20 protein-coding genes are annotated in these 23474 nt (G+C 57.8%); 10 read left to right on the top strand and 10 right to left on the bottom strand.

The window, feature by feature from the left end:
• Positions 1-211: 211 nt before the first annotated feature.
• From Poly51_RS04210 to Poly51_RS04220, 3 genes are all read left to right on the top strand, one after another.
• A complete protein-coding gene (locus Poly51_RS04210) occupies positions 212-640 on the top strand; it encodes a DUF2780 domain-containing protein (RefSeq protein ID WP_146454519.1) in 429 nt (142 codons plus the stop codon).
• A 229-nt stretch (positions 641-869) separates the two neighbouring features.
• Complete coding sequence (locus Poly51_RS04215) at positions 870-1706, top strand: sugar phosphate isomerase/epimerase family protein (RefSeq protein ID WP_146454521.1); 837 nt, start codon at positions 870-872, stop codon at positions 1704-1706.
• A 462-nt stretch (positions 1707-2168) separates the two neighbouring features.
• A complete protein-coding gene (locus Poly51_RS04220) occupies positions 2169-3440 on the top strand; it encodes an HD-GYP domain-containing protein (protein ID WP_146454523.1) in 1272 nt (423 codons plus the stop codon).
• 487 nt (positions 3441-3927) lie between these two features.
• Here Poly51_RS04220 and Poly51_RS04225 read toward each other — a convergent pair whose 3' ends face one another.
• The 3 genes from Poly51_RS04225 to Poly51_RS04235 form a co-directional block, all read right to left on the bottom strand.
• Complete coding sequence (locus Poly51_RS04225) at positions 3928-5586, bottom strand: SpoIIE family protein phosphatase (protein ID WP_186775333.1); 1659 nt, start codon at positions 5584-5586, stop codon at positions 3928-3930.
• A 327-nt stretch (positions 5587-5913) separates the two neighbouring features.
• Positions 5914-6738 carry a PEP-CTERM sorting domain-containing protein gene (locus tag Poly51_RS04230; RefSeq protein ID WP_146454527.1) on the bottom strand — a complete coding sequence of 275 codons (825 nt, stop codon included), beginning with the start codon at positions 6736-6738 and terminating at the stop codon, positions 5914-5916.
• A 178-nt stretch (positions 6739-6916) separates the two neighbouring features.
• Positions 6917-8161, bottom strand: a complete 1245-nt coding sequence (locus tag Poly51_RS04235; protein ID WP_146454529.1) for a DUF1559 family PulG-like putative transporter — start codon at positions 8159-8161, stop codon at positions 6917-6919.
• A 355-nt stretch (positions 8162-8516) separates the two neighbouring features.
• Here Poly51_RS04235 and Poly51_RS04240 point away from each other — a divergent pair, with 355 nt between their 5' ends.
• From Poly51_RS04240 to Poly51_RS04250, 3 genes are all read left to right on the top strand, one after another.
• Entirely contained in the window at positions 8517-9638 is a 1122-nt protein-coding gene (locus Poly51_RS04240; protein ID WP_261344102.1) for a cysteine desulfurase family protein, read from the top strand.
• Positions 9639-10209: 571 nt separating this feature from the next.
• Entirely contained in the window at positions 10210-10641 is a 432-nt protein-coding gene (locus Poly51_RS04245; RefSeq protein WP_146454533.1) for a hypothetical protein, read from the top strand.
• 362 nt (positions 10642-11003) lie between these two features.
• Entirely contained in the window at positions 11004-12068 is a 1065-nt protein-coding gene (locus Poly51_RS04250) for a hypothetical protein (RefSeq protein WP_146454535.1), read from the top strand.
• Between the two features lie 20 nt (positions 12069-12088).
• Here Poly51_RS04250 and nusB read toward each other — a convergent pair whose 3' ends face one another.
• The 4 genes from nusB to Poly51_RS04270 form a co-directional block, all read right to left on the bottom strand.
• A complete protein-coding gene (nusB, locus tag Poly51_RS04255) occupies positions 12089-12496 on the bottom strand; it encodes a transcription antitermination factor NusB (protein ID WP_146455189.1) in 408 nt (135 codons plus the stop codon).
• Between the two features lie 155 nt (positions 12497-12651).
• Entirely contained in the window at positions 12652-13608 is a 957-nt protein-coding gene (gene hemQ, locus Poly51_RS04260) for a hydrogen peroxide-dependent heme synthase (RefSeq protein WP_246114252.1), read from the bottom strand.
• 10 nt (positions 13609-13618) lie between these two features.
• Entirely contained in the window at positions 13619-14020 is a 402-nt protein-coding gene (locus Poly51_RS04265) for a hypothetical protein (RefSeq protein ID WP_146454538.1), read from the bottom strand.
• On the bottom strand, positions 14017-14472 hold the full coding sequence (locus Poly51_RS04270; protein ID WP_146454540.1) for an acyl-CoA thioesterase: 456 nt from the start codon (positions 14470-14472) through the stop codon (positions 14017-14019). The genes Poly51_RS04265 and Poly51_RS04270 overlap by 4 nt, the downstream gene beginning before the upstream one ends.
• A gap of 99 nt (positions 14473-14571) precedes the next feature.
• On the opposite strand from Poly51_RS04270, the gene msrA reads away from it, so the two are divergent.
• Positions 14572-15309, top strand: a complete 738-nt coding sequence (gene msrA, locus Poly51_RS04275; protein ID WP_390621743.1) for a peptide-methionine (S)-S-oxide reductase MsrA — start codon at positions 14572-14574, stop codon at positions 15307-15309.
• A 15-nt stretch (positions 15310-15324) separates the two neighbouring features.
• Positions 15325-15837 (top strand): hypothetical protein, encoded by a 513-nt coding sequence (locus tag Poly51_RS04280; RefSeq protein WP_146454544.1) that lies wholly within the window; start codon positions 15325-15327, stop codon positions 15835-15837.
• 5 nt (positions 15838-15842) lie between these two features.
• Here Poly51_RS04280 and Poly51_RS04285 read toward each other — a convergent pair whose 3' ends face one another.
• On the bottom strand, positions 15843-16631 hold the full coding sequence (locus Poly51_RS04285) for a polysaccharide deacetylase family protein (RefSeq protein WP_146454546.1): 789 nt from the start codon (positions 16629-16631) through the stop codon (positions 15843-15845).
• Positions 16632-16794: 163 nt separating this feature from the next.
• On the opposite strand from Poly51_RS04285, the gene Poly51_RS04290 reads away from it, so the two are divergent.
• On the top strand, positions 16795-18087 hold the full coding sequence (locus Poly51_RS04290) for a glycosyltransferase family 4 protein (protein ID WP_146454548.1): 1293 nt from the start codon (positions 16795-16797) through the stop codon (positions 18085-18087).
• Positions 18088-18146: 59 nt separating this feature from the next.
• Here the strand turns inward: Poly51_RS04290 and Poly51_RS04295 are convergent, their stop codons facing one another.
• Entirely contained in the window at positions 18147-19427 is a 1281-nt protein-coding gene (locus tag Poly51_RS04295; protein WP_246114254.1) for a M14 family metallopeptidase, read from the bottom strand.
• 477 nt (positions 19428-19904) lie between these two features.
• Between Poly51_RS04295 and Poly51_RS04300 the strand changes: the two genes are divergently transcribed.
• Complete coding sequence (locus tag Poly51_RS04300) at positions 19905-20861, top strand: sugar phosphate isomerase/epimerase family protein (RefSeq protein WP_186775334.1); 957 nt, start codon at positions 19905-19907, stop codon at positions 20859-20861.
• A 144-nt stretch (positions 20862-21005) separates the two neighbouring features.
• On the opposite strand, the gene Poly51_RS04305 is transcribed toward Poly51_RS04300, so the two are convergent.
• Positions 21006-23471: a serine/threonine protein kinase gene (locus tag Poly51_RS04305; RefSeq protein WP_146454550.1), complete on the bottom strand. Its 2466-nt coding sequence runs from the start codon at positions 23469-23471 to the stop codon at positions 21006-21008.
• Positions 23472-23474 lie beyond the last annotated feature (3 nt).

The raw sequence follows: 23474 nt of genomic DNA on the forward strand, positions 1-23474 counted from the left end.
GAGATTTGCATGCAAACCGAACTCCGTCCGTCGAAAGGCCATGAAAACCGGAAAATTTCTGAGTCGAATCTCATACCGCAACAAGGCCGGCAAGATGGGCGAAATGGGCCGGCTGTCTTGCGATGCCTGCCCGGTTGCCGTCGGGGTTCTTCGGATCGATGATACTTTTGAACACTACTTACCCCTTCTTTAGATAAATGCGGAGATCCCCATGGATGAGTTAATTGCGCAACTGACCAGCAAGCTTGGAATCGATGAATCGGTTGCAAACGCAGCAACAGGAAAAGCGATGGCGTTGGTAAAGCAGCACGCTGGCGACGAACTGTTTGGCAAGATCGCTTCGGCGATCCCCGGTGCAGTCGAATCCGCAGCAACGGGCGCCTCGGACGCCGGTTCAGACGCGGCCAGTGGCGGCGCAGGCATGCTTGGCAAATTGGCGGGCATGGCATCGAGTGCCCTCGGCGGATCGGCCGGCGGCGGATTGGAATTGGGCGCCGCTCTGACCGGTGCAGGTCTTGAGCCGGACAAGATGGGCGGATTCGTTTCCATGATTGTCGGGTTCTTAAAAGAGAAGGCCGGCGCCGAGGTGATGGACCAGGTCATGGCCAAGTTCCCGATGCTGAAGACCCTGTTGGGCTAACCGGATCACAGTCGATTCTGTGGCCGCCGGTTCCACCGGCGGCACCGGTGTACCTGTGGCCGCCGGTGATGCCGGCGGCACCGGGTTCCTGTGGCACCGGGTTCCTGTGGCCGCCGGGTTCCTGTGGCCGCCGGTGATGCCGGCGGCGCCGGGTTGCTGACAACGTCTACCGTTTGTGGTCTACAAGCGGTTTGGCGATGATTCAAAATGTGATTCGAAAAGGGGTCTGATGAAGTACGCGATCTGCAACGAGACGTTCGGCGATTGGCCGCTTAGTGACGCGTTGGCGCTGGCGTGCGACGTCGGCTACACCGGATGGGAAGTCGCGCCGTTCATGTTGACCGACAAGCTCGCTTCCTATTCCGCGGGTGACCGAATCGCGTATCGCGAACAAGTCGAAGCCGCCGGGATGCAGGTCATCGGCTTGCATTGGTTGTTAGCCAAGACAAGCGGTTATCACTTGACCACGCCGGACGCGGATACTCGCAAGCGAACAGCTGCTTACTTGATTGATTTGGCGCGGCTGTGTTCCGATCTTGGCGGCGATCTGATGGTGCTTGGTTCGCCTCAGCAACGAAATTTTCCCGCGGAACAAACGATGCATTCGGCGATGCAGAATGCTGCTGATGTGTTGCAGGTCGTTGCACCGGAGCTTGAGCCATTGGGCGTGAAGATTGCCATCGAGCCGCTCGGTCGAGGCGAGGGGAATTTTTTGAATACCGCGGCCGAGGGTCGTCAGTTGATGGCGATGGTCGATAGTCCCAACGTCCAATTGCATTTGGATGTCAAAGCGATGAGCGACGAACCGACGCCGACGCCCCAGATCATTCGCGACAACGCCGAGGCGATGATTCACTTCCACGCCAATGATCCGAATCTTCTCGGACCAGGCATGGGAGACGTCGCGTTCGGGCCGATCTTCGAGGCGCTGCGCGACGTCGACTATCGAGGCTGGGTCAGCGTCGAAGTGTTCGACTATTCGCCCGGCATCGAAACGATCGTGCGAACCAGCATGGCCAACATGCAAGCCCAGGCCGACGCCACGGCCAACCGTTCACCCAAGTAGCCTTCAAGCGACTTCGTCACTTTGGCGCGGAGTGAGGTGGCTACTTCGATGTTTGATGTCGACTCGAAATCTTGGTTGCGATTGCGACGCATAGAATGACGCAAGCGGCGACGATGATGGCGGGTGCCACGTGAGTCGGTTCGGTGGCGTAGTGCAGAGGGCCGGGTTCGCCGTGGCCGGGGTGGGCTAAAACCGTTGCTGGAAACAGAGTTGCCGAGAAAATGGCAGCGGCGCGATGGAAATGGCTCACGAAGTTGGTCCGCGGTCGAGGTAGAAAAGGAACATGTCAGATCCTATCTTCTATGCGGCTGGCTGATTTTTGTCGAGCCACCGTGGGGGCGTTGTGACGATTCGGGTTGTAGGGGTTGTGCCGTAGAATCCAATTGCACTTTGGGGCGATGTGGCGGAGGGACGAAAAAACGCATTGATGGGGTTTTTCTTCGGCGATGAAGTTCCGTATTCATGAAATGCAAAAACGTACCGCTGTCGCTGCTAAAAGTCGGTGCGATCTTGAGTTCGCCGATTATCGATCCGGTTGATTCTCGCGTCAAATTGTTGGCCGAGGGGACAGTCATCACGGATGATTTCATGCGGCTGCTGGCATCTCGGCGAATCGAAACGGTGGTGCTCAACCAACGCGACATTGCGATCCTGTTCGCGTTCACGCCGCAAGGTCGTCGTAAAAAAGTTCCGCCGCCGCCCGCCTACATTCAGTCGCGCAAAGCCAATGACTTCTCTGACGCGCTCGACAGTCTCGTTGAGGACGGTGGGGAGTTGTCGCTCACCGAGGGTGAACGAAGTCTGTCTGACGAATTTGTGAAGCCGGCCGGTTGTGCGTATGCCAACGGGTTGACCATCCAGTGGGCGAACGAGTCGGACAAGCGGATCGAGTACGTCAACGAGTTCTTTGCCGACACGGCTGAAAAGGGCGCAAACATCGGTCCTCTTCGAATCACGTGCGCCGAGTTGCTTGATCGATTGGTGGAAGATCAAGACGCGCTCGTCTGCTGGGCGTGCGCACCCTATGAATCGGATTACCCGTCGCGACACGGTTTACATCTGGCCGCCTTGGCGATGGCGATCGGCGTCGAGATGGGATTGGGACGCACGGATTTGACGGAGTTGGGGATCGGTTGTTTGATGCATGATATCGGAATGCACGAAGTCGGGCTGAATATGTTCGACAACGCAGGTCCGTTGGTGCACGGCCAGTTGGTGCGGTTGGCTGATCATCCGGTCAAGGCGATCGACATCGCCGGTCGCTTTGGCAACGAGATTTCAAACTTAGCCAGATTCGTGATCTATCAACTGCACGAGCGTGGCGACGGCAGCGGTTACCCACGGGGATTGACGGCCGAATCGATTCATCCGCTGGCGAAGATCGCGGCGGTTGCCGATGCGTTCATCGGCATGTTAACGACCCGCAAACATCGCACTGCGATTCAGGGTTACTACGCCGTCGTCAATCTGCTGGACGAAATGAAAGTCGGTAAATTTGACCCCGCAGCGATACGAGCGTTGTTGAAGGCGACGTCGTTGTATCCGTTGGGCAGTCGCGTCACTTTGACCGGCCACAAAATCGGTCGCGTGATTCGCAGCGGCGGCACCGATTTCGTGATGCCGACGATCGAGATGTGGGACGAAGACTATCCGGATCGTCCGCCAGAAATCGTTAATCTTAAAGAATCACCTGCGTACCAAATCACCGGATCCGTTCCTGCCCGCGCGGCCTAGCAAAATTGCAGTCACCCTTCGTGGCCCTGCGACTCCGCTCGCAGGGTGTACGTTGTGCTTCCCATGAACTGCTTTGCAGTTCATATCCCGCGAGCGGAGTCGCGGGTCCACATCGGGTTGCCCGTTTCGGATCACGCTACGTGGCCCTGCGACTCCGCTCGCAGGGTGTACGTTGTGCTTCTCATGAACTGCTTTGCAGTTCATATCCCGCGAGCGGAGTCGCGGGTCCACATCGGGTTGCCCGTTTCGGATCACGCTACGTGGCCCTGCGACTCCGCTCGCAGGGTGTACGTTGTGCTTCTCTTGAACTGCTTTGCAGTTCATATCCCGCGAGCGGAGTCGCGGGTCCACAAAGGGTTGCCCGTTTCGGATCACCCTACGTGGCCCTGCGACTCCGCTCGCCGGGTGTACGTTGTGCAGTTCCCTTGAACTGCTTTGCAGTTCATATCCCGCCAGCGGAGTCGCGGGTCCACATCGGGTTGCCCGGTTAGTGCCTCAGTAACGACACGGCACCTCGTTCGCTCATCAGTGGCTGGTCGGCCAGTTGACGACGGATCGTTGCCAGCGGGTTCCGGTCTTTGTTGGTCATGGACGTGCGGATGTAGTTGCCCAGCAACCGCTGGTCGGCTTCTTTGCTGGCCATTCCGCGAGTGTAGGCCAACAAGGTTTCCCCTTCGAGCAACCGGAACGTCTTCATGACGGGACGCGCATCGATATGGCTGTTCAGCGGTTCGCCGCATCCATCGACTAGCGGGCGATAGCCGTAGCGATTGCCGATCATCGCCGTGATCGAACCGGCCGACGCGACTTCGCCTTCGCCCGTTTCCGAATCGATGCGAGCGTACAGCAGCGAGACGAGTTGTTCGCCGGTGCTGGTTTGCCACAGTGTGTCGCTGATCCGGCCCAGCATTTGTGCCGGCGTGTGTCGGTATCCGGTGTGCGCCGCCAATGCCGCGCGAGCGATGGTTGCGTGCATCACGCCGGTGACCGAGCAGTCGACCGCTTCCGCAATCGCCAGCATCATCGAGCCATCCGGCAATACGTCCCATGTATGCCAGCCGGTGGCCCAGTCGGCCGGCGATTCGATCATGCCGTCGACACGCCAATGATCCGCCAACACGGCCCCGACGGGCATCGACTCTTGCTGCCACGTTGCGAGATCGCGGACGGCGACGTTCTGTTTCTTGGTGACCGTTTCGTCGCGTCGATGCGAAGCGCTGTTCAGTTCCAAAGAGATTGCGGCGGCGACTAGGCGTGCCGCGCTGGAATCGCGTTCGCCGAATTCGGCCGTATCGTTGGCGAACAACCAGAGCGTTCCGATCGGCACGTCCGCCGACTTGATGACCACGCACACGCCGGCCGCGAACGATTCGGGTGCATTCCAGGTGTCGATCGAACCGGCGGCAAAGTCGTCGATCGTGACGACGTCGCGGACCATGGCTTCGAGGTCACCGCGGCTGCCGCGAAGCGGGCGCGGCGCTTTGGACAGCGTTTGTGGTGAGATGCCGAACGCGGCGCGAGCTTGCAAGTATTCGGTGTTATCGTCCAGCAAGTACAGGATGGCGGCGTCGCAGTCGGTCGCCTGACAGGCATCTGACATCAGCGTTTGGATTCGGTCGGCAAGGCGAGTCGCTTCGCCTTCGCCGGTGATCAGTGCGGCACGGGCTGCGAGTTCGACGGATTGGGCTCGGAGTGCCTCGCGAGTTTGTTCCAGTTCCGCGGTGATGCGGGCGGCCGATTCGGCCAGCTGTGTGGCGTCGGCTTTGCCCAGCCCGATCGTGATTTCCGGCCCGGCGTAGTGGGGGCGTCCGAGGCTGGGGCTGGCTGGATCGATAAAGGCTTCGACGCCAGTTGTGGGATCAACTCTATGTTCGGGGGCATTGCCGTTCAGGGCGTCCAGATCGGTCACTTGGTCAAAGACGCTCCCCAGATCAACATCGCTGACCGCTGGCAGCACCTGTACCGGTTCGTCGCGACGTTGGGCTCGTCGGTCCAAACGCCAACCTGTGGCACAGGAGAAGTCATTCCAGAACTGTTCGACGGCATCGAGCGGGGGGCAGGTAGGGAGGCCTGCTCTCGGTGCGTCAGCGTTTTGGTGGTCAGGTCCGCGGTGGACTTTCAAATAGTTGGGGAGCGTCTTTGTCACGGGAGGGAACTTGGATGTTGGTGCAAAGCGGGAGAGCGGGAGGGCAATCCGTGCCATGCTGTTGGGCCCAAGCGGTGGGAGGACTCTGTCTTAGAGAACCACTCGGTCGCACCAACATCCGATCGGTGCAAGAGTAGGTATCGCCCACCGCTACCGCTTTCCTGAACCCCCAAGCCCGCAAACTCAACGAACTCTGCCACCCCGCATGAACAATCCCACCAAGCCACAGCACCGACAATCTTGCCGCCAACGTAAGCCGTGAGCGCATAAAAAAAGCCCGGCGAACCGGGCTTTCGTTTTCGATGCGTTCTAGACCCGTCGGTCAGTTCAGGTGGCTTTCGCCGAACCCGCACGCCGGCGTCGAACCATCAATGCCATGCCAAGTCCGGCAACACCAACAAACGCCAACGACGTGGGTTCGGGAACGGCTTGGGCGGCAATGACTGAATCCGCCAGTTCGGTTGTTGCCAAAGGTGCGTAGATGCTGGCAAATGGATTCGGAGTATTGACCAGTTTGTCTGCCATCGGAATGGCTGAATAGTAGACGAAACCTACGCCAAAACTGTATTGGAAATCCACCATTTGGCTGGAGTTTGAGGTTGTCAGAATTGGCGTCAAATCGGGGGATGAACCCGGCTTCAGCGTTGCATATCCGTGGCTGGCAAAGATCGAACCTCCATCGGTTTGGTCGAGATTCGTATTGGTGACCTCGTTAGACACGCCCCTCAGCACGTCAGTGGCCAGGTTTGGATCTCGATTGAGATCATAGATGCCGGCTCGCGTGAAGGTGAAATCATTTCCCCCTGGCAAAACGGCATTGGCACCCGTCACTCTGCCGTCGCTGTAAATTAGCCCACCGCCATTGGAAACGAACAATGAGATCAGTGTCTTGTTGGTAGAGTTGGACAGCCATGCGGGCTGCGCAGTGTTGCTGTTGTTGAGTCCCCATACGATGTCAAAGCTCCCCAGGTTTGATAAGTCAGAGGCAAGAAGCTGTGCCGTGTAGTCCGGGTGATTGTTGATGACATTGATCGCCTCACTTGACGAATCACCGATGATTCCGAACGTCAGCATATCCCCGTATGCAGCAGTTGAAGCGCAGAGAAGCAAGGTGCTCGCAACGCAGTGAATCAGTCGATTGCAGATTGGCATCGTAGGTTCTCTTGGAATTCAATAAGTCAGAACGAAACATCGTCACCTGTCAAAGCGGGGGGGTCAACTCCTTTTCTTCGCAGAAATGAAAAAATCGGGACCTTCAGAAGGATGCAAGCACCTTGAGAAGGGTCCCGATTTTGAATTTCAGTCGATCGGATAACCCGGCCGCTCTAAACTAATTGCCGAGTTCGTCGGTTAGCACGAACTCTTTCCACGGCACGTCGCTGCTTTTACCCCGCGGGGTAAGAAGGGCTTGGTAGACGCGGTAATCGACCGACGATGTAACGAACCGTGTCGCTCCATCGGCAAATGCCGCGTTGACGCCGTCCACGTGAGCTGACGACGGACGAGCAAGGCTAGGAGCGTTTAGCAAGGTCGTGGTCATTTGAAGGTTGAAAATGTCTTCCTGGACCGTGTCGCCACCACCGTTGATTCGGTGTTGTGGAAACACATCGAAAACCATCGTCCCTGCAGGACTCGTTGGTGGGATTGGCGTAATGGCATTCAGCTGACTTGCTTTGGAGTCTTCGTAGTGCCAAACCATTCCGTTACCGAATCGCGAATACTGCAATGCTGGGCTCGTCGCGATGTCTTCTGTACCGGCGACCGGTGCAAGTGCTGCAGCTGCCGTAGGGAGTGCCGTTCCCGCAGCGGCGAGAAAGCCAGGTCGATGCCACGGAAGAGCTTGGACATTTTCGGAGAACAGAATGGTGAATCCCTGCCCGTCCTTCATGTCGTCAAGTGAAACGCTGGATGCCAGCGCGATTGAGGTGCCCATGCTTGTGATGCCGAGATACTTCGCGGTGAACACGCCGTTGGCCTTCGACTGCGATTCAAGATATGTTGCGACGGTAGTGCCCGCAGTTCCGTCCAGGACAGTGCGAACTTGCGACATCCCATTGTTCGAGACATAGCTGTTCTTGCCGTGGCTGCCTTCCGACACGGGATTGCTTGGGCACTGGTAGATTGCCAGGTTCGGGGCCGCAAGTTCGTGGAATCCTTCGCCGGACGCGCCGGTGGTTGCGTCAAGGTCACCATTGCCATCATTGATGATCGGGTAACGGTCTTGCGTCCAATGCTCGTAGGTTGGTTGGGCGTCGAGCCAAGGCAGTAACGAAACGCCAAAGCCGCCCACCTTGACATGGGCTGGCACCGAACCGCTGAAATTGCCGAGGTCAGACGGGTCCGAGCCGCCGTCAAAGTAGCCGAATTTCTCCACCCATCCTGGCATTCCACCCTTGGTGTTTTCGTACTGAACGCCGGCGAGGGCCAGGTTCTTCATGTTGGTGGCGCATTGGTTACGACGGGCGGTCTCGCGAGCAGCGTTGACTGCGGGGATCAAGAGTCCCATGAGGATTCCGATGATCGTGATGACCACCAGCAACTCGACGAGGGTAAAACCGTGTTGTGATCGTTTCATTAGGGGCTCCGGATGGAGAAGAGAGAAGAGAACAAGTGCAAATGAAGGGTGGCACCGACACCGGGTACAACGCGTACGTATCGACCCCATTATCGCAAATCAAGCGCCATAGTGCAAACGTTCTCTTGAAACAAACCTTGGCGACGGATCCGGTGACCCACCGCATTCATCTGCCAGCTCGCATTGTGCGACTACTATTTTTCAGCCAATCTTCAACTAACCTAGCTAAAACCCGTGTGAGGTTGACGGTCCCAGTCGGTGGCGAAATCTTTCTGGGTTTTTATTTTTGCTTTGCTGGCATGTTGAGTGGTCACTTGGTCACTAGCTGGTGTTGGCCCCCCGAACGGCGGTGTCCGTGATCTACCTAGATTTCAATCGAACCACGCCCATGGCGCCTTCGGTCATGGAGGCGATGAAGCCGTATTGGTTGACCCACTTCATGTTGCCCGGTCAAGGGCACCCGCATGCCCAAGCCGTCGGTGAGGCGCTCGAAAACGCTCGTGAAGGGGTGGCACTTTTGGCCGGGTGCGAGCCGTTCGAAATCGTTTTCACCGGTGGTGGGACCGAGGCGAATAACTTGGCGATTCTGGGGTTGCTAGCAAGTCAGCCCGCCGGGCATGTTTTGGTCACGGCGTTGGAGCACGATTCGGTCCTCGGTGCAGCATCAAGTTTGGTTCCCAAGGGCTGGGAGGTGGAGACCATTGGCTGTGACTCCGATGGTGTCGTCGACCCGGAGGTCCTTGCGGCGAAGATCCGGGCCAACACTAAAATGGTTTGCGTCCAATTGGCCAATCCGGTGATCGGTACGATCCAGCCGGTGCGGGATATCGCCGATCTGTGTCACAATCGGGGGGTGCCTGTTCACTGCGACGCAACTCAGGCTTTTGGCAAGATGCCGGTCGATGTGATGACGCTTCGGGCGGATACCGTTTCGATCAGCGGGCACAAGTTCTATGGGCCCAAGGGAAGCGGAGCGCTCTACGTTCGACGCGGGCTTCATTTGTCGCCGATCGGGTTTGGCGAGCCCCGAGAAATGGGGCTGCGTCCGGGTGCCGAGAATGTTCCCGCGTGCATCGGATTGGGTGCCGCGGCGTCGTTGGCCGCCAGGTGTGCGGGCGACGTGGAAGTGGGGATCGGCGATCTGAGGGACTATTTTTCTAATGGATTGATTTCGACCCTTGGCGACAAGGTGTCAATCGTCTGCGAGGACTCGATTCGGTTGCCCAATACGATGGCCGTCGAGATGCCTGGCGACGCCAAGCGAATCCAGCGGGCGGCCCGTCAATTGGCGATCGCAACGGCCCAGTCGGATTCGCCACCCGACGAGATCACCCGGGCGCTTCGGGCGGTCGGAAAGTCGAGTGCCCAGATCGGCCGGACGATCCGGTTGTCGCTGGGGTGGACCAGCAGTCGGGATCAGGTCGATCGGGCGATCGAGCTTCTCGCCGACGCCGCGGACGGCATCGTCGCCGCTTAGTCTGGGTTTCGTTGCCGGTCGGTTGCCATTCGGTTGCCGGGGCGACGCCACGAACTTTGGGCGGTGTTTCTTGAATCGATTGCCGTGGCCTCGGCCGCTGATGCGTTCTTTGTTGGGTCGGTGTGCCGGCAGTTCGCCGCGTCCTGCGATAATCCGCGGGCTTTTTTGCAAGCATTTTCGAGGTGGACACTCTGGATGTGCACTGCATTGCATGCCGCGCATCTAGGCAGGTGCTCCGGTTCCGTTGGAGGGGGTGTCTGTGCTTTGCTTTTGTGCAGTGTGTCTAAGGTGTTTCTGTGGAATGGTTTGTGGCTTGAGGTTTGACGCCTTGCAAGCATTGCCTCAACACCTCCCGACGCGTGCTCGCGAAGAGCAAAGGACACTGCCGACAATGCCTACACCTCAATCCCCGACCGGTTTTCGTTTTCATGGTGAAGACGCCTCATCGACTTCACCGGGCGGGCAGTCTCGTCCAGGTCTGGCGAACGGCGATGTCGCTCCCGGATCCGTGTCGCATAGTTCGGCCCCATCAGCCCAGGTCTCGTCGTTTGAATCACGTGCGGCAGAGGTCATGAAACAGGCTCAAGACGCATTTGCGAAAACGGGCAGCTGGGTGGTGTTCTTCCGGGAGATCTTGGGCAAGGAAGGTGTGGTTCAGTCTGCTTTTCCGGACACGGCCGGGTTCGTCCAGTTTCAGCAAGGCAAACAGTATGCCGAACTGCAAGAAATGGTCGCCGCACTGCGCAGTCAGGACTCGTCCAAGGGGGATGCCGCAGAGCCCGAGCGGATGATCACGATCCGCCTTCCGAAGAGCCTGCACGACATGCTGACAGATGAGTCCGAAGAGCTGAATCTGAGCATCAATAAGCTGTGTATCAGCAAGCTGCTGCAGCGCATCGAAAGCCGGTTTGTCCCCGTTCAGCAAGGGCGTCGACGCGGCCGTCGGCCTGGGCCACAAGGGCCGCGCAAAGCGGCAGTTGCTGAGCAAAAATCGAACGACTGAGGACGGTTCAAGGTCGGATGGACGCTGTCGAAAAGCGACGTCGAACTTCGCGGGTTGGGCACGCTAGTCATTTCGTGCTCGGTCGCGTCATTTCGGTTGGCATGCAAGATCTGCCGCGAGGTTCTTGAAGTGACGGTTGTGCTTTTGCGCGTCCCTTCTATCCATCGCTTCGCTTTTCGGTGTCAGTTCGGGTGGCTGAGCTGGCAGCTGCTCGCTTTTTCGGCGACTAAGGGTGAGGTCGAAGCAACAGGTGTTTTGGGGGCCGCAATGCTGCGGGCGATTACCAAGCGAGGGGTGTGCTTCCGGTCGTCGCGGTTCTACGCTGCACCAGTCATCCGCGTTCCCTCTATCCCACCAACATCATGCTGCTTCCTTCTTCGCTGGTGCGCCAAGCGGCACAGCAATTTCGCTTGCCGGTTTGGGTCGATGATCTAGGGTCAGTCGAGTCCCGGTTGGCCGATTTGGCTCAGTTTGATCGCGTGCGGTTGGCGGCTAGGCAGGGTGACCCGCGGGTGCTACTGGAGCAGTTTCGTAAGTGGGATATTGGGGTCGATGTGGCGTCGCTGTCAGCCCTTCGCGATGCAGTCTCGGCGGGATACGAAGCCAGTCCCGGCCGCCACGATATTTTATTTTCCGCTGATGCGCTGGGTGGCGAGACACTTGGGCATGAGGGGGCGCTACAGGGCTCAGTAGATTGCGGTTCGCCCGACATGATCAGTCAGTTGGGCGGGAGGTATCCAGGCACCGAAGTCGTCATTTCGGTCTCCGGAGACTCTCCGTCGTTTATCGGTCGAGGGATTCCGGTCGATCAGATCGAAGACAGCTTGTTGCGGGCGGACCAGGACGGCGTGATGGTCACTGGGCTGCGGATCGTTGTGGGTGAACACGATGGCGGACCGGGGGGCGGACCGGGGGGCGGAATCGCGGGCCAATTCGAGAAATGGGAATCGGTCATCGAACATGCGGTTGGGGCGATTGGTCGGATGTTGCGGACGTTGATCGTGCCGATCGTCAGCGGGCCAGCAGATTTTGAGCGCTGGGATTCGATTCGCAGTCGGGCGGCAGAGGCGGCGGGGCATCCGATCGAGCTGCAGGCGGACGCCGACCGCTGGTTGTGGCGAGGTGCGCGGGTGGTCGTCGCCGAGGTCTGCGGGATCAAAAAGTGGGATGGTCGTGTGATCGCGATGTTGGGCTTGAGCGAGGACGTTTCGATGCCCTCCGCCGCGGTGCTGGTGGCATCCGTCGGCGATGCATCCCAGCGAGAGAGCGTCGAAGTTGGGCTAGTCGGGCGCGTTTCGAACGGGCGGCCGGCCTGGATCGAGTTGCCGATGCCACGCGTTGGTGACTATGTGGCTTGGCTGGTTGACGGCCATCCTGCGGCCTCGATGAACCGAGGCATCTTGGCGTCGTCTGATTCGGCAGGTTGACGGTGAAGCGTGTGTGTACGCTACGCTTCTTTTTCTTTCATCAACCGATCAAGAATGCCGTTGACGAATCGGGGGCTATTTTTGTCGCCATACCGTTTGGCAAGCACGATCGATTCGTTCACGGCGACGCGTCCGGGCGTATCGCTGAACAGGATCTCGTAGCCACCTAGCCGAAGGACGTTGCGGTCAACGACTGGCATTCGCGGAAGCGTCCAGTTGGTCGCCAGTTTGGCCAGTTGCTCGTCGATTTCATCTCGATGGCTCAGGGTTCCGGCCAGTAGGTCACAGGCGAAATCGGTCAACGCCTTTCGGCCTTGCATCCGCGAACGGATGAACCGTCGTGACGACTCGGTATCTCGAGTACCGTTGATGTCCGATTCGTAAAGCATTTGCAGAACGATCTCGCGGGCGCGACGGCGAGTGGACATGCGGACCAGGAAGTCGAGGAAGGCGGAAACAGAAGAAGTTCGCGCCCAGCGCGAACGATCGAGCGACGGATTGTAGACGCTGGCGACCGAAGCGCGTATCCGGGCAAGCGGAAACGGCATTTACAATCGATCGTGCGGTTCGCAATCGCCAAGTCTTAATTCAATTTGCAGTGCTTGATGATGTCTTCGGCGCCGGCTTTGTATCCGACATAGAACGGACCGAATTCAGCGTATTTGGCGCTGGCTTGATCGAAACGCATTTTGTAGACGATCTCTTTGAGGTATTCGGGATTTCGTCCCCAAAGCGTCACCATCCATTCCCAGTCGTCGACGCCGACGCCGACCGAAATCAGTTGGCTGACCTTACCGGCGAACGCCATCCCGCTCTGCGCGTGCTCGGCCATCATCGCGTTGCGGCGGCTGAAGGGTTCAGTGAACCAGTTCGCGCCAACGACACGGCTCTTGTTCATGGGATAGAAGCACGCCGACGGCCAGTCCGGGAACTCCGGTCGCAACCGCTGTTCGTTCATCATCGGCAATCGACGTTCGTAGGCGGCTACCTTGGCCGCGACGGCGGGCGAATCAGCGTCTTCGCCACCGGTGACCAATCTGCGTTTGAATTCTTCGATCGATGGAACGTATTCACTGACCTCGCTCATTGAAACGAACGACCAAGCTGGTTCCACGTATCGGCCGATTCCCGGTGCCATGATCGATTGATGGACTCCGTCGACCTTGGCCGGGTCGGGGTCCATGACCATGACGGCGAAATCGGCGCGATGTCCGCTGATCCAGTAGGTTGCTAACCGAGCCGGACGATCCGATTCGGCTGGATGCAACGCATCATGCAGTTGCTGTTGCAACGCGGGCGAGAGCGGGCCGTCCATCACATCGCGGCGGAAGCGATAGAAAAAGTGGGCGACGTGCCATCCGTTTTCCAGAATCACGGACGGTTCCGGTAACGGCTCGCTGGGGCGCCCGTGGGCGCCAGGCCGACCCGAAGCCTCAGGTCGACCCGTTGGTTCCGGTCGTCCGGTTGGTGGGGTCGGCGTTTCGGGCGTGGGCGTCATCGAAGGCTTCTGTGACAGAAGTTTGTGAAGTAATCGTTTCATGATTCCCATCCTATCTATTTCTACCTGCGAACCAACCCATCACCAAACCGCCCATTGTCGTGGAAAGTGATTCGCCGACAATCCACCACCGGGGCAGCCCGGACATCGTATCCACGACGGCTTGGGAAATGCCGAACGCGATCGTGCAATAAGCCAAAATTCGTATCAGTGGCAGGTATCGATCGACATCGTTTGCGACGACCATCAATAGCACACCGACAAACCCGTAAAGCAGTGACAGATTGCGAGCCAAGTAAAACGTAAGCGGCGAATCGGGAAACGGTTCGAACCCCAGGAATTCGGCGGTTTCGACCATCCACTTTTCCGGCATGATCGCGGCACCGAACGCGAAAAGCGCAGCGATGCCGACCAGTCGGAGCATCCAAATCAGTCTGACGCGGTCTTTTTTCATGATGCCTGCCCCGGTGTTGTCTCCCACGGTGATCCCGGTGACGACGATAACAGCGTCATTCCCGCGGTGGCCTCGGTCGGGATCGACACGACTTTATGTACCCGCAAATCCACGTACACCCACCGTGTGGCGACCCGGGCCAGTATCTTTTGATCAGCTGGCCGCGAGATGACGGATTGCCGCCACGACGAAATTCGATCCAGTTCGCTGATCCAGGTTCGCACAACGACTTCATCGCCCGCCAAAGCCGCTGCCTTGTAGGTCACGTCGTGACGCCGAACCACCCATCCGAATCCGGCCGCGAGGGCTGCCTTGCTATCGAACCCGATCGCGGCGGTATGGGCGCTGGCCGCCCACAGTGTCCATTGCAGATACCGCAAATTGTGAACATGCCCCTGGGCGTCGATTTCTTCGTCAGGAACGGTGTGGTGAAAGTCAAAGTAAGTTGTCATGGCTATCAATGGAGCGATCCGAGATGAGCTTGCAACCCTGGGTGTCCATTGGCATAGAATGGAGACTCACGAAGTATTCAAAGTCACGAGCGAGCGATGTTGAAAATACCATCCCTTTTCAGGGCGTCGTCCCCCCTAGATCCCCATCCCCATCGGCGGGTGCTGACAACGGCATTGGCTGCCACCGCTGTTTTATTCGGTGTCGTCTTTGCTATTCCGGGCGACGCCCAAGTCAAAGGAGGTCCGCAAGCGAACGATGACTCCGTCGCGGACGTCTCTGATTCGACCGACGATTCGTCGAAAGAAATGGTTGCAACCCTGGCCGGCGGATGCTTTTGGTGTACCGAGGCGGTGTTCGAGCGGATGGAAGGCGTCCAGGACGTGGTCTCGGGATACATCGGCGGCAAGAATCCGAATCCCAGTTATGAACAGGTCTGCACCGGCCGGACCGGACATGCCGAAGCCGTCGAAATCTACTACGACCCGGCCAAGGTGAAGTTCGAAGAACTGCTCGAGGTATTTTTCAAGACGCACGATCCGACGACGCTCAATCGACAGGGCGCCGACAGTGGCACGCAATACCGCAGCACGATCTTTTACCACAACGCCGAACAGAAACGAATCGCCGATGCCTACATCACGCAACTCGATGCATCGGAGAAGCTGCCTGGTCCAATCGTGACCACGCTTGAGGAAGCATCCAAGTTCTTCACGGCCGAAGAATATCATCAAGACTATTACGCGAGAAATCCGAACGCTGGCTACTGTCAAGCCGTGGTTCGAGGCAAGGTCGATAAGTTCGACAGAGAGTTCGCTGATAAGCGAAAGTCTAAGTAGATAGAAGGCGCGACTATGGCATTTGGAATGCGGTTCTTGTTGGCGTGCGTCGTCGTCGCGGTATCGACTTCGATGGCGATGGCTCAAGTGATTCAGTTGCCGTCGTTCCACACCTTTTCATATTCGGGCAGCGTGCTGGTTCCCGATTCGGCAACGGCGTCGCTGGGCAGCGTTTCACGTTCGGCTTCGAGTTATCGCGGTCGCGGTTTCGGGTCATCGATCGGTCGTGGCGCATCCCACGCGGGTGGTTCGGTGACTGCGACCATCATCGATCATCGCGAAATCGATCGCCAGTTGCTCGGCGAGTCGGTGACTTCCACGCCAAGCATTGATCGCACGGAAGAAGGCAAGTCGCTGGTTCGCCACGCGCGAGCCATGTTGAAATCGGGCAACCGATCGGCGGCCAGTGTCAGTTACCAAATGGCGATTCAGGTTCTCGATGGTCGCCTAAAAGAACTGGCGACTATCGAATTCCGCCGCGTCTTGCCGCCGACCGATGCGAGAAGCGTCGGCGACAGGCTGCGCTAGGATCATTAAACCACCGCGCTTCGGCCAGTGATTCGTTCGTACCATCGGCCGTCGATTCTTAGGTTCACAAAGTTGCGATCGACCGTCTCGCGCAAGTCCCAACCGCTCCGTTGAATCGCCAAGGCTTGGGGCGCGGCGTGTTGCATCCCGGGGATCGCATTGGCGACGGTTTGGAAACCCGATTGGGCACAGAATGAACGAAGCGATTCGGAAAAATGGCGGCGCATTCCGAACGGATACGAAAAGTGATGGGGCGTCGCACCAAGGACGTCAGCCAGTTTCGAGCGGCATTCGGTGATTTCGCGTTGCGCTTCGTTGACGTCCAGATCGGTCAATCGGCGGTGCGAATGGGTGTGGGCGCCAATCGTGTGGCCACGCCGATCGATCTCGCGGACTTCGTCTTCGCTAAGAAGCTCTCCCGCAAACTGTGTTTGCAGGTGGCGGAGATACTTGGAACGATCGTCGTCGCTGTCGCGGCCTCGGAAATACAGTGTGTTCAGGTACACCGCGAATCGAATATCAAGCTCGTCGGCCAGATCCAACAATTCGTATGTCGTTCGAAAATTATCGTCGATGCTGAGGAAAACGAGCGGTCGGTCCGACGCCATGAACTCAGCCGGGTCGCCCGTGAAGTGATAGCCCAGGTCGCGAAAGGCTCGCGTCATTTCCGAAACGGCAGCAAACGCATCCGATTCGATCTCGTGGAAGTAGATGCCCAGCTTTTGGGGCAACGGACGCGAAAAGAACCGATGGTGAACGCTCCGAACGATATTTTGGAGAGCTTTCTTGGTCATTTGAAAATAGGGGGCGTGGGAAGCTTTTGTGGAGGGGGGTTGTAAAGTATAGTTTGGGTGCCGACCCAAATCGAAGGACCCTCTGGAGGAAGGAGTTTCTGGTGGTCGTCAGTGTCGTATCTGAGTCGATCCCACCCGAATCCTTTATCCCCAAAATAGTTTGATGCGAATTCTAGTCGCTCACAACTCACACAAAATTCCTGGTGGGGAACAGCGTGTGTTCGAAAGCGAGGTGGAATTGCTTCGCGAGGCGGGCCACGAGGTCTTCCTTCTGAACCCCCACAACGACGAATTGGACGGCCGCAAGCAGTTGTCGATCGCAGCGGAAACGGTTTGGAATCGCAGGATCGTCCGACAGATCAATCAACTGATCCCCAAGATTCGCCCGGATGTCGCCCACTTTCACAACGTGTTCCCGGTCCTCTCGCCGGCCGTGTTTTCGGCCGTCAAGCGTGCCAAGGTGTCGACGGTCTGGACGCTGCACAATTATCGGCTGATCTGTCCCGGCATGCTGCTGATGCGCGACGGAAAGCCGTGCGAAGAATGCGTCGGGAAGCGGTTTGCGTTCCCCGCTATTCGGCATCGTTGTTATCGCAACAGTTTGCCGGCGACGACGGTGATCGCGGCGACTTTGTCGGTCCACCGAGGCATACGCACTTGGCGTGACGACGTCGACCGATTCTTGGTGCCCAGCGAGTTTGCGCGTCGCAAGCTGACAGCGGGCGGAGTCCCCGAGGCTAAGTTGACGGTCAAACCCAACTTCGTTTCCGGTGAACCGGGCGTTGGTGGGGGCGCGGGCGGCTACTTCCTTTTCGTCGGCCGGCTATCGGAAGAAAAGGGTGTCCATTGCCTGCTGAACGCTTGGTTGCGATTGAAGAATCCGCTGCCGCTGAAGATTCTAGGTTCCGGAGAGTTGCCGTCGGATCTCCGTGACGCCATCGCCCGATTGGACAATGTCGAATTTCTGGGTTCGCGATCGGCCGAGGAAGTGATGCAGATGATGGCAGACGCTCGCGCGACGATCGTTCCATCGATCTGCTACGAGACGTTCGGATTGGTCGTTACGGAATCGTTTTCCGTCGGCACACCGGTCATCGCATCCGACATCGGCGCCATCGGCGAATTGATTGACCATGGCAAAAACGGGTTGAAGTTCGCGCCGGGGGATCCGCAGGCTCTCGCATCGGCCGTCGAGACGTTCGTTTCCATGGAACAGCAACCCTTGCGATCCGAAGCGAGGCTCTGTTACGAACGCGATTTTCGTGCGGCGACCAATCTAAAGTTGCTCGAAAACGTTTATCACGAAGTGATGCAAGCCAACGGGCAAATCGTCAGCGATCAAGTGGGACTGCCGAAAGGCTTGCGAGTCGACTTGGCGCAAAGAACGTCGACGACTGGCGAAACTCCGGCCCGTTCAACTCGTCCCGCCAAACCCGTCGCGCAGTCACGCGACTGAACCGGCGTACTGGAACGACATCGCCGACGCGTAGGACTGGCGATGTTACGACGACATCATCACTTCGATGAAACGACGGATTCGGATTTCCGTTTCAGCAACAGTCGCATCATTTCTTCGGCCGATTTGGCTGCGATGTTTCGGATCCGATCTCGATCCGTTTCGTCACCGAATTCATAAGTGATTGCGTGGATTCCGAGTTCTCGGGCGACCCAGGCCTTGCTGGTTGATCGGTGCGCGTTGTGGCCATCGTCACGAAGGACGTCGAACGTGGGCATGCGTTCGTCGAGCGCCGCCAACCACTCGGTCGTGAACCCACTTGGGAACAGGTCGTTTTCACGCGGCATCGTGTAGAAGACTTCGTTGTATGTGCTGTGGAAGTCGAGGAACAACCACAGTCGGCCGTCCTTGTGTTCGTTCAGCTTGATCAATTCGTCGTGGATCGCCTTCGTTTCCGGTTGGGTGAAATTCATCCAATCGCGATTCAGGTCGACGCCGTTCGCGTTGGCACGCCAATAACCTTTGGCGACTCCATCAGGGTTCGCGATCGGGACGACCGAGGTGTGAAATTTATCGCGAAACGCCTTCGCTAATTCGGTGTCAGCACAGATCGCTTCGACGAAGTGCATCATGCCGATCGTGCCGGTAACCTCAGGCGGATGTTGACGCGACAGAATGAAAATCGAATCGCCCGATTGGGCGTTTCCGATCGACATCTGGTAAAGGTTGCGTCCATCGACGGTCGTTCCGATGGTCGTGTCAGCAATCGCCAGGGCGTTTTCTTTGCCAAGAATTTTGCTGGCGTCGGCTTGGTTGCGAAGTTGCTCGATCCAGTTGGCGATGTCTTTGTTGCTGACCAGTTCTTGGCCGGCGATCCAAACGGCGCGGTCGCTAACGGGGATCTTTAGCGTGACTTCGCTGCCACCGGGATGTCGCGCGACAACCAATTGCTGGGCCGATTCCCAGTTTGTGCGGTCGTAGCTGATCTTGGGTTCGTATCGATGCGATCCGCCTTCGTAACGCAGTCGGACTTTGATATCGCGTTGGTTCGTCGATTGAACGCGAAACGCGTACCACGCGCTGTCGTTGGTATCATCGGCCTCGGGACGAATTACGATTTCGAAATCCGAACCGTTGTATTCGATCAAACGGTCGATTTTTCCACCGGGAAAGTCCGTTTCGAAACGAACGGCTTGGTCCTGTGAACGAAACTGTGTTGAAACCAGGGTCGACGCAGTCGGTCCGGGTTCGCCGTACGCCATGGGTGCGGCGAAGACGTAGATCCATCCGATGGCGAGAAACAGCGATCGCTTAACCGAGGCAGCGCAGCAACAAACCATGGTCAAATTCTTTCATGCGGTTCCCCCCCGCTAAATTGCTGGCTTCGCTTGATCAGCTTGTCACCCCGTCAGCGCAACGAGGGCCAGGCACGATCCAGCCCGAATGAAATCCGGGCAGAGTGAGGCGAGTTCTTAGTGAGGTGGGTTCACGCTGCCAAGCGTCCAACGCTTAGAAACATGCAATCGGGCGGGGAGGTCGCTTCCTGCGACAAAGGTGAGGGCAAACGGGGTTTCTCTCGCTTGCCATCACCTTTCAATCATACACTTAGGTACACCTGTCTCAAGTGTTTTCCGCGCTGCTCCGACCGGTTTCATCCGAATTGCTGGCAAATGCCGGCAATTTTACCGGCTAGACGGGTTTCAAGCCTTCCATTGGGCGGAAATTGAGCCATCGCAGGCCGCTGGGGCGCGTCACGGCGGTCTGGTGTATGTTGGCGATGTGTCGTTTTAGCTTCTTTCTTTAGGTAGCCTGCAACCATGCTTGACCGTCGTCATTTTGTAATCGCCGCCGCGGCAGCCGCTTCGTTACCGATGGCCCTGGCGAAGGGCCAGGTCACGGATCCCGACGAATCGATGCCCGTCGAATTTTCGCTCAACATGAGCACCATTCGGGGTCAGAACCTGTCGGTGCCCGACCAAATCGAAGTGGCTGCGAAAGCCGGCTACGACTCGGTGGAGCCTTGGGTGCGAGATCTCGAAAAGTTTGTGGCAGATGGCGGAACGTTGGCGGACGTTAAGAAACAGATCGAAGACGCGGGCATGACGGTCGCTAGCGCGATCGGTTTTGCGAACTGGATCGTTGATGACGATGCGGCGCGAGCGGCGGCGCTGGAAACGGCGAAGAAAGAAATGGAGATGGTCCGATCGATCGGCGGTGTTCGAATCGCGGCGCCACCCGTGGGTGCGCACACCGCAACTTCGGTTTCGCCGCCGTTGGAAACGATTGCTCGGCGTTACCACGCGCTGTTGGAAGTCGGCCGCGAGATGGGCGTGACGCCTCAGCTGGAACTATGGGGTTTCTCGCCAACGCTTTCGAAGCTTGGTGAATTGTCGTACGTGTCGACGGCGGCGGCGCATCCAGATGCCTGCGTGCTGCCGGACTTCTACCACATCTACAAAGGTGGCAACGATTTCGATTCGCTCGGCATGATCGAAGCCTCCCGAATGCACTGCTTCCATATCAACGACTATCCCGCCACGCCCGGCATCGCAGAGATCGCGGACAAGGATCGCGTCTTCCCCGGTGATGGCGTTTGCGAGTTGCCGAAGATCATTCGAGGACTGATCGACCACGGTTTCCAAGGCACTTTCTCGTTGGAACTTTTCAATCCAACCTATTGGCAACGCGATGCACTGGAAGTCGCCGTCGAAGGACTCGAAAAGTCGAAACGAGTGGTCGCCCAGGCGATGCAATTGCCGTCGACCGAAGTCTAACAGCCTGCCAGTACTACAGGTGCACTTTCCCTCAGATCGCTCTGTCAACGCTCGGCATGCTCTCGTTTTTCGTGTTGGACGAGAATTCATCAGGTCATAGCGAAGATCTTTCATCCCAAAGTGAACGAAGTGTGACGTAAGGTACTATTCGCCTCCGTGATGTCCCCACCACACACGCGCTTCGTCGACGGACCAGGGATACTTGACGCGTAGGCGGTCGATGTCTTGGCAGACCTCGCCAATGGTTGCGAAGCGGTCGCCCGGCTGTTTCGACATGCACTTGGAAATCAGCTCGGTGATCTCCGCAGGCACTTCTTCGCCTCGGTGGATCGCGATTCCGATCGGGTGTTCGGACAGGATCAGTGCGAACAGCGATTCAGGGTCCGATTCAATAAAGGGCGGTCGGCCCGACAACAGATAGTACGCCACGCAGCCGACCGAATAAATGTCGCTGCGAGGATCCATCACGCCGGGTTGGCGAAATCGCTCTGGCGCCATGTACATCGGCGTACCCGCCCAAATGGTTTCGCTTGTCTGATAGACGTTGGCGTCGGGTTCGAGTGGCTTGGCCAATCCGTAGTCGAACACCACGGCCCAATCGCCGACGGATGGGTCAAGCGACAGCATGATGTTTTGCGGTTTGATATCCCGGTGCAGCAGGTTCAACGAATGCGCCTCGGCAAGCGCGTCGCAAACTTGACGCATCACCGACAACATCCGCCCGATCGCTTGATGCCCGCTCCGTGCGACAACTTCCTGCAACGTCAGACCTCTCAGGAACTGCATCACACAATAGGCTTCGCCTTCGTCGCTGCGACCGTAATCGTGAATTTGAACGCTGTGCGGGTTGCTTAGACTTGCCGCCAAACGAGCTTCACGATCGAATCGCAAACGGTCTTCTTGGCTGTGTCGGTCGCCGCGCAGGACCTTCAGCGCGGCGTCGCGACCGAGTTGGCGGTGGTAGGCTTTGAACACCATCCCCATACCGCCACTGCCCAGTTCTTCTTGAATGTCGTAACGTGACAACGGGTGGTGGGCGGCGTGTTCGGCCGTTGATGAGCGAGCAATTTTTGTCGCTGCCAAAAAAGCGGTCAGCGACAACAAACTTCCCAACAACAAAAAGCTGAATCGAACAACCCGCACCGGGGCAAACGCTCGATCGGCGTTCTGTTCAACGATGACGCCCATGTCCCACTTGTCTAACCATCGCCACGCGCCAACGACCGACTCGCCGGAATAGTTCGCGTACGTCTCCGTTCGCACTTGAGGCCGAAGTCCAACGGCACCCGCAACGGCGACGGTGACAGGTCGAAATTGGCGCTGGATCGAATTTCGATTGTGCTCCGTCAATTCGAAACCGGGATCTGCAACGCGCAGGTTGGCGGCAATCTGGTCGGGTTCAATTTCCAATTTTCCACGGGTTGAATTCGATACCGCGTGCCCGCTTTCGCTCAACATCGTTCCGTCACGATTGATCGCGTAGGAATCCACTTGGCTGGAATCGATGACTTCCAAGAAGATCATGTTGAACTCTTCGAATAACCCCAAGCCACGGACCAACAACGACGCAATGATGCGGCCGTCGTCGTCTTGGATGGGTACGATGACGGCCATCACTGGTTTTTCAGTTTCGGGAACGAAGCCGTCGATATCGGCTTTCAATCGCTCGGGACCAAAGATGACCGTCGCACCACTCATGACGCGTGCTAGGTTCGCAGCGCCCGACGGATGAACGGGTTTGCCGATATCGGCGCCATCGTCGGACCAACTCGCCAACGTACGGTACGAGTCATTCCAGACAACGAACTTTACGTCTTCTACACCCGATATCTGCTGTAGCTGTTGATGAATTCGATCGATTTGAACGGCTTTGCGAAGTTCTTCGATCGGAGGATTGGTTTCCGCAATCGCGTTGAGTTCCACGATCGCCGCGCGCAACGTGGGTTCTCGCGACCACGACTGAACCAACGTCGCTTTCTCGCCCAGGAACCAATCGACCCGCAATGCAACACTGTTGATCACGCCGTTGAGTTCGGTGCGGATCGAACGCTGAATCATTGATTCCACTTCGCGATACGTCCACAAACCGATCATCGCGGTTGGCAAGAGAGCCGCGAGCCACAACCACCCCGAATTGCGTCGACGATTCGCGCGCGTCCGATTCGCCCAAATCGCGTTGCTGTTCGAAGCATGTTTCGGTGATTCGGTTTGCTTGACGCGGGGCGACGCGTGTGTTCGGTGGGCACCATGTTTGGTGATGGCTGCCGATCCACCGCCCGCTTTCCGTTCGGCGGACGGTTGGGTTTGTCCCGACGAGTCGCCGCGATGGGTTGTATCACCTTCGTGCGGCGACTGACGTTCTGCGGCAGCAGTACCTTGGATCGTTTCGACAAGCTTGGCCGGCGACATCGGTGCAACGACGGGTGCCGCCGTATCCCCCTCGATCTTCGCGAACTCGGCGTTGTGTTCCGCCAAAAGTGACAACACCTCGACGATCAGTTCCTGATCGCCATTGCTGTGACTGGCCACAAAGTCTCGTTGAGATTCGACCGGCAATTCTTCCGCAGCGAGAAACAGATCGCGAATTTTGGCGTATCTCGCCGCGTCCATGCG

This window comes from Rubripirellula tenax (genome assembly GCF_007860125.1).
GTDB classification, from domain to species: Bacteria; Planctomycetota; Planctomycetia; order Pirellulales; family Pirellulaceae; genus Rubripirellula; species Rubripirellula tenax.

Bases quoted from the DNA above. Each gene is read 5' to 3' on its own strand.
- nusB (WP_146455189.1), bottom strand. From the start codon at position 12,496: ATGTCCACTCGCCGTCGCGCCCGCGAGATCGTTCTGCAAATGCTTTAC.
- Poly51_RS04295 (WP_246114254.1), bottom strand. From the start codon at position 19,427: ATGGTTTGTTGCTGCGCTGCCTCGGTTAAGCGATCGCTGTTTCTCGCC.
- hemQ (WP_246114252.1), bottom strand. From the start codon at position 13,608: ATGAAACGATTACTTCACAAACTTCTGTCACAGAAGCCTTCGATGACG.
- Poly51_RS04265 (WP_146454538.1), bottom strand. From the start codon at position 14,020: ATGAAAAAAGACCGCGTCAGACTGATTTGGATGCTCCGACTGGTCGGC.
- Poly51_RS04300 (WP_186775334.1), top strand. From the start codon at position 19,905: ATGCTTGACCGTCGTCATTTTGTAATCGCCGCCGCGGCAGCCGCTTCG.
- Poly51_RS04245 (WP_146454533.1), top strand. From the start codon at position 10,210: ATGAAACAGGCTCAAGACGCATTTGCGAAAACGGGCAGCTGGGTGGTG.
- Poly51_RS04285 (WP_146454546.1), bottom strand. From the start codon at position 16,631: ATGACCAAGAAAGCTCTCCAAAATATCGTTCGGAGCGTTCACCATCGG.
- Poly51_RS04250 (WP_146454535.1), top strand. From the start codon at position 11,004: ATGCTGCTTCCTTCTTCGCTGGTGCGCCAAGCGGCACAGCAATTTCGC.
- Poly51_RS04270 (WP_146454540.1), bottom strand. From the start codon at position 14,472: ATGACAACTTACTTTGACTTTCACCACACCGTTCCTGACGAAGAAATC.
- Poly51_RS04235 (WP_146454529.1), bottom strand. From the start codon at position 8,161: ATGAAACGATCACAACACGGTTTTACCCTCGTCGAGTTGCTGGTGGTC.
- Poly51_RS04210 (WP_146454519.1), top strand. From the start codon at position 212: ATGGATGAGTTAATTGCGCAACTGACCAGCAAGCTTGGAATCGATGAA.
- Poly51_RS04230 (WP_146454527.1), bottom strand. From the start codon at position 6,738: ATGCCAATCTGCAATCGACTGATTCACTGCGTTGCGAGCACCTTGCTT.
- Poly51_RS04215 (WP_146454521.1), top strand. From the start codon at position 870: ATGAAGTACGCGATCTGCAACGAGACGTTCGGCGATTGGCCGCTTAGT.
- Poly51_RS04280 (WP_146454544.1), top strand. From the start codon at position 15,325: ATGGCATTTGGAATGCGGTTCTTGTTGGCGTGCGTCGTCGTCGCGGTA.
- Poly51_RS04305 (WP_146454550.1), bottom strand. From the start codon at position 23,471: ATGGACGCGGCGAGATACGCCAAAATTCGCGATCTGTTTCTCGCTGCG.
- Poly51_RS04290 (WP_146454548.1), top strand. From the start codon at position 16,795: ATGCGAATTCTAGTCGCTCACAACTCACACAAAATTCCTGGTGGGGAA.
- Poly51_RS04220 (WP_146454523.1), top strand. From the start codon at position 2,169: ATGAAATGCAAAAACGTACCGCTGTCGCTGCTAAAAGTCGGTGCGATC.